Annotated in this window: 3 protein-coding genes; all 3 read left to right on the top strand. The window is 63.2% G+C overall.

The annotated features are described in order from the left end of the window. Positions 1-154 precede the first annotated feature (154 nt). From ACXJ7R_RS23695 to ACXJ7R_RS23705, 3 genes are read left to right on the top strand one after another with little or no spacing between them, the layout of a single operon-like run. The gene (locus ACXJ7R_RS23695) at positions 155-634 is read left to right on the top strand and encodes a MarR family winged helix-turn-helix transcriptional regulator (RefSeq protein WP_457153962.1); all 480 of its coding nucleotides are present in this window, start codon (positions 155-157) and stop codon (positions 632-634) included. 43 nt (positions 635-677) lie between these two features. After that, positions 678-1,178: a (2Fe-2S)-binding protein gene (locus tag ACXJ7R_RS23700; protein WP_457153963.1), complete on the top strand. Its 501-nt coding sequence runs from the start codon at positions 678-680 to the stop codon at positions 1,176-1,178. Next, positions 1,178-4,735 (top strand): molybdopterin cofactor-binding domain-containing protein, encoded by a 3,558-nt coding sequence (locus ACXJ7R_RS23705; protein WP_457153964.1) that lies wholly within the window; start codon positions 1,178-1,180, stop codon positions 4,733-4,735. The genes ACXJ7R_RS23700 and ACXJ7R_RS23705 overlap by 1 nt, the downstream gene beginning before the upstream one ends. Positions 4,736-5,619 lie beyond the last annotated feature (884 nt).

Raw genomic sequence — 5,619 nt, forward strand, 5'->3', positions numbered from 1 at the left:
GGCCGGTTTCAGACCGCCTTCTGGGGATATCAATCGCAGCCAGTGGCCTGGCGTCAGAAAAGCAGGTCCGAAAGCCAGGGACGCTATCTTGCCTTGCGTGATGCCAACGCTTTATGCATGCCTCGGACATCAATGTTCCGCGTTGGGAAGCAAGATGCCGGGGCGCCAGTCGGACGAAGAGGATCGCATGGAAGGCGCGGATCGCTATGTCTTCTCGGACCAGGTCGGCTACTTGCTCCGGCGCGCCTATCAGCGCCATCTCGCCATCTTCCAGGCGAATGCCGGCGACCCGCAACTAACAGCAGTTCAATTCTCAACACTCTGCGCGCTGAAGGACAGCGGACCCCAGTCGCAGAGCGAACTCGTCAAGGCAACAAGTGTCGACCAGGGCACGATCCGCGGAATCATCGACAGGTTGAAGTATCGCGGCCTGATCGCATTTTCGAAGGATACCTCGGATGCTCGCAAGGTGATCGTATCCATCACCGCGGCCGGCCTGCAATTGCTGGAGCGCACGGTGCCGCATGCGCTGGAGATCACCGAGCTGACCATGAAGCACCTCAACCCGGCCGAGCGCATGGCGCTTCTCCACACGCTACGTCTATTGGGAGAGGACATCGACACGAACGAGTGAAGCATACCGATCTTCCGGCATTGCGAGTTCTGCGGAGGCTGGAGTGGATACTTTGATTGCGCTCCGCGTGAATGGGCTGGATGTTGACCTCTCCCTCCCGTCAACAACGCCCCTTCTTCACGTGCTACGCAATGACCTCGGCCTGAACGGTCCGAAGTATGGCTGCGGCCTGGCCGAATGCGGAGCCTGCGCCGTCCTCGTCGGTGATACCGCGGTCCGGTCGTGCGCGGTTCCCATCGGCGCGATCGTCGGTCGACCGGTCACCACGCTGGAGGGGCTCGGAACCTCGGATCATCACCATCTCGTGCAGGCCGCGTTCATTGCCAACAATGCCGCCCAATGTGGCTACTGCCTGAACGGCATGATCATTGCCACTGTCGCGCTGCTCAGGCGCGATGCGCGGCCAGACGAGACGGCGATCCGCGCCGCGCAGCGCCATCATTTGTGCCGCTGCGGCACCCATCTGGAAATCCTCGCCGCCGTGCGCGCGGCAGCCGGCGCCACCACGCAAATATCCGGTGACGTCGCTTTGGAGCAAATCTGATGAGCGGCCCGCGCGACCGGCCAGCCACCGCCTATCTGCACGACAGCGAGGCACTCTTGGTTCTGCGGCCGAGCCCCTCTGCCGGCAAGGATGGCGAACTCTTCCTTGCGCTTGGCGCGGACGGCTCCGTGACCGCCTTCAACGGCCACGTCGATCTCGGCACCGGCATTCGCACGGCCTTAGCCCAGATCGTCGCCGAGGAACTGGACGTTCCCTTCGAGCGCGTAGGCATGGTTCTCGGCTCGACTTCGGCCGCTCCGGATCAGGGCGCGACCATCGCCAGCGAGACCATCCAGGTCACGGCCATGCCGCTGCGCGCCGCAGCCGCGACCGCCCGCGCACATTTGCTCAAGCTGGCCGCCGCGCGGCTCGGCATGTCGGTGCCGGAGCTGATCGTCGAGGACGGCGTGATCCGACCGGCGGATACGGAAGAGAATCTTTTCGTCTCCTTTGGCGATCTCATCGCCGGCGCCAACACGCGCCTTGCGATCGATCCGCACGCGCCCCTGAAGCCAGCTGCGCAGTACCGTATCGTGGGCCGGCCGCAGGCACGCGCCGACATTCCGGCCAAGGCTACCGCGGCTTTCATCTACGTCCATGACGTGCGCCTGCCAGGCATGCTGCATGGCCGCGTCGTCCTGCCGCCCTATGCTGGCTTCGATTCAGGGGGGCATGTCGGCGCGAGCCTGATCGCCGTCGACGAGGCATCGGTGGCCCACGTGCCGGGGCTGGTGACGGTCGTGATCATCGGCGATTTCGTCGGCGTCGTGGCGATGCGCGAAGAGCACGCCATCGAGGCGATGCAGCGACTCAAGGTGCAATGGCGCGCCGCACCCGTCGTCCCCGACCTCAATGCTCCGGAGGCGGCACTTCGTAACAATCGCTCGACCGTCCGCAAGCTCGCCGACCACGGCGATGTCGAACGCGTGCTCGGCGCGACGGCGACGCCTATGGAACGGACCTATGTATGGCCCTACCAGATGCACGGCTCGATCGGACCCTCCTGCGCGGTTGCCGACTGGCGCGACGACGGCCTGACCGTCTGGTCGGGCACGCAGAACCCATTTCCGATGCGCGCTGACCTGGCAAAACTTCTCGACATGCCGGAAGAGCGGATCGTTGTGGAACGGCTGGAAGCTGCCGGATGCTACGGACGCAACTGCGCCGACGACGTAACTGCTGACGCTGCCCTGTTGTCCCGGGCCGTCGGCCAGCCAGTACGCGTCCAGCTTACCCGGGAGCAGGAACACGCGTGGGAGCCAAAGGGTGCCGCGCAGGTCATCGACGTCCGCGGTGGCTTGGACGAGGAGGGTGGTCCGGCGGCCTATGACTTTGAAACGCGTTACCCGTCCAATCTGGCGCCGACCCTGCCGCTGATCCTGACCGGAAAGGTTTCGCCGGTCGCGGAGGTCGCCCTGATGGGCGATCGCACAGCGGTGCCTCCCTACGCGTTCGGAAACCTGCGGGTTACCGTCCATGATATGCCGACGCTGGCTCGCACCTCGTGGTTTCGTGGCGTTTCGGCGCTGCCAAACAGCTTTGCGCACGAATCCTTTATCGACGAGTTGGCTACAGCGGCCAAGGTCGATCCGGTCGAATATCGGCTGCGTTATCTGACGGATCCGCGGGCGACCGACCTGGTACGAGCCGTAGCCGAGCGTGCCGGATGGAAGCCGCATACCCAACCGGGCACGCATGGCCGCGAGGGCGATATTCTATATGGGCGCGGCTTTGCCTACGCCGTCTATGTCCATGGTCCTTTCCCGGGCAAGGCGGCCGCGTGGGCGGCGTGGGTCGCCAACGTGGCGGTGAACAAGGTGACGGGCGAGATCGCGGTGACCAAAGTCATCTGCGGCCAGGATACCGGCGCGGTAATCAACCCTGACGGCGTTCGCCACCAGATTCATGGCAACGTCATCCAGTCGACCAGCCGGGCTCTCAAGGAAGAGGTCAATTTCTCATCCACCGCTGTCGCCGCCCTTGAGTGGGGCGCCTATCCGATCATCGGCTTTCCCGAGGTGCCGGACATCGACGTGCTGATGATTCCACGCCCCGACGAGCCGCCGCTGGGCGCCGGCGAGTCCGCCTCGGTGCCAAGTGCGGCCGCCATTGCCAACGCGGTGTTCGACGCCACCGGCGTGCGCTTTCGCGAACTGCCGTTGACGCCGGAACGTGTGCGCGCTGCTTTGAATCCGCTGCCTACTCCGCTGGTATCGAACGAGAATAGGCGATCCAGGCGGTCGCGCCTGAGATTCTCATGGCCGCTCGCCGGCGCCTTTTCCGGCGCCGTGGCTCTCGGCGCGGGGATTTTCCCTTTCAACGCCGCAATCGCACCCGTGGCGCGCCCGCTGCCTGACGTCTTTTCGCCTGCCACGATCGAGCGTGGCCGACTCGCGGCTGCGGTCGGCGCCTGCAACGTCTGCCATGTCGGCGCCGACGGCACGCCATTTGCTGGGGGCAGGGCGCTCGAAACCCCCTTCGGTACTGTCTATGCCACCAACATCACGCCGGATGAAGCGGCCGGCATCGGCGCCTGGTCCTATCCGGCATTCGCTAGGGCGATGCGCCAGGGTGTTGCGCGCGATGGACATCATCTCTATCCGGCGCATCCCTACACATCCTTTGCCAAGGCAAGCGAAGCGGATCTCCAGGCGCTCTATGCCTATCTCATGGCTCAGCCAGCCGTGACGGCAAAAGCACCGGAAACGCAGTTGCGGTTTCCCTTCGGCATGCGGCCACTGATGGCCGGGTGGAACGCGCTTTTCCTATCATCATCGCCGGCACCGTCTGATCCGATCCGAAGTGCGGCCTGGAACCGGGGGGCGGAACTGGTGGAAGGCCTTGGCCATTGCAGCGCCTGTCATTCGCCGCGCAATGCCATCGGCGGAGAGGTCAAGGGGTCGATGCATCTTGTCGGCGGGTTCGCTGACGGCTGGCACGCACATGCGCTGACGGCAAAATCCTTCGCTCCGATCGCGTGGAGCGAACAGGCATTTTATGACTATCTGCGTACCGGCCATTCCGCCCAGCATGGCGTGGCGGCGGGACCAATGGCCCACGTGGTAGACTCGCTGGCACCGCTTCCCGACGCGGACATCAGGGCGATAGCGGTCTATCTCGCCAGTTTCAACGTCGGTGGCGAAACGTCTCCGGCCGGTTCGTCGGCAGGGAGTTCAATCGCCGCTGCAGATCTAGCCGCGCCCGCTGCGGCAGCCGCATTTCCTCGCGGTGCGCGCATGTTCGCCGGTGCTTGTGAGACCTGTCATTTGGAAGCGTCGTCCATCGCGTCGCTGGCCCTCAACACCAATCTTCATGCCGAAGCGCCGGACAATCTGCTCCACGCCATCCTGGAGGGGGTGGCCGCGCCGGCAATGTCGCCCCTGCGACGCGATGTCGACGACTTTGGGGTGTTGGCGATGCCGGCCTTCGACAAGGCGCTGGACGATCGCGACCTGGTCGACCTGACCGGCTATCTCCGGGCGCGTTTCGCCCCCGGGAAGCCAGCCTGGGACGCCATCCAGGATTCGCTTGCCGCCGTCCGTGTAAACCACCATTGATCCAAAGCTGGAACCCGCAAATGCTCCTCAACACCAACGTACCCGCCGAAAACGCCTGAAATACATGGTCGGAACGACCGGGCGAGATGGTGTTTCTGCCGCTTGGGATGCGCGTCACGCCTGTGCTTTTTTCCACCTTTGCCCGCAAGCCAACGGCGGTCCGGCCGCCGACCGAGATCCGTTGCGCTGTGGTGCTTGAGACGGCGTCGTTGCCATTGTATTTCCGTGGATATATCGGAAGAGAGACGACATGAAACAAGCGACCAGCCAGCGCGTGCGACACTGGATCCCGGAGATCCGCCTGGTCTTGCCAGACGGCGTGTTTGGCGGCTTCTATGAGAGGCTATCCGAGGGCTAAACTGGTGAGGCGGAGGTGTCGGTGCTGATCCCGACGGGATCGAACCTGTGATCTAACGACTCGGAGTCCGCCAGACAAATTCATTCCCCCTTATTGTCCTTGGGTTCGCCAGACCATACGAGAACATACGAAGGATATGGCTTGGCGAACCACCCGCTAACCGATTGATTTTGTTGAATAGGCGACGTCCCTCCGGGCCCACCAAAATTCTTAGATTTTAGCGGGTTAACCCGAATTCGCCGCAAAAGTGGGCCTATCTAGAGCTGGTTGTTAGTTATTCGTAYATCTGATCGTTTCCCGGAAGCGGTGCAGCGTAAGGGCAAACGCTCATCCTCATCCGGGAGCTAAATTCTCCTGCTTGTTAACACCAGCAACACGTAGTGCAGATGCTCTTACTCTGAAAGATCTCCGAGTGATGAGTGCGGTGATCGGCTGCAACGACGTGCGAATAGGCGGGTTTTTGACTGGACACAGATCTCCATTTCTGGCGGACGGCAGCTTTGCGCCTTATGGCAGTCGTTCATAC

Source organism: Mesorhizobium sp. P5_C1 (assembly GCF_054049815.1).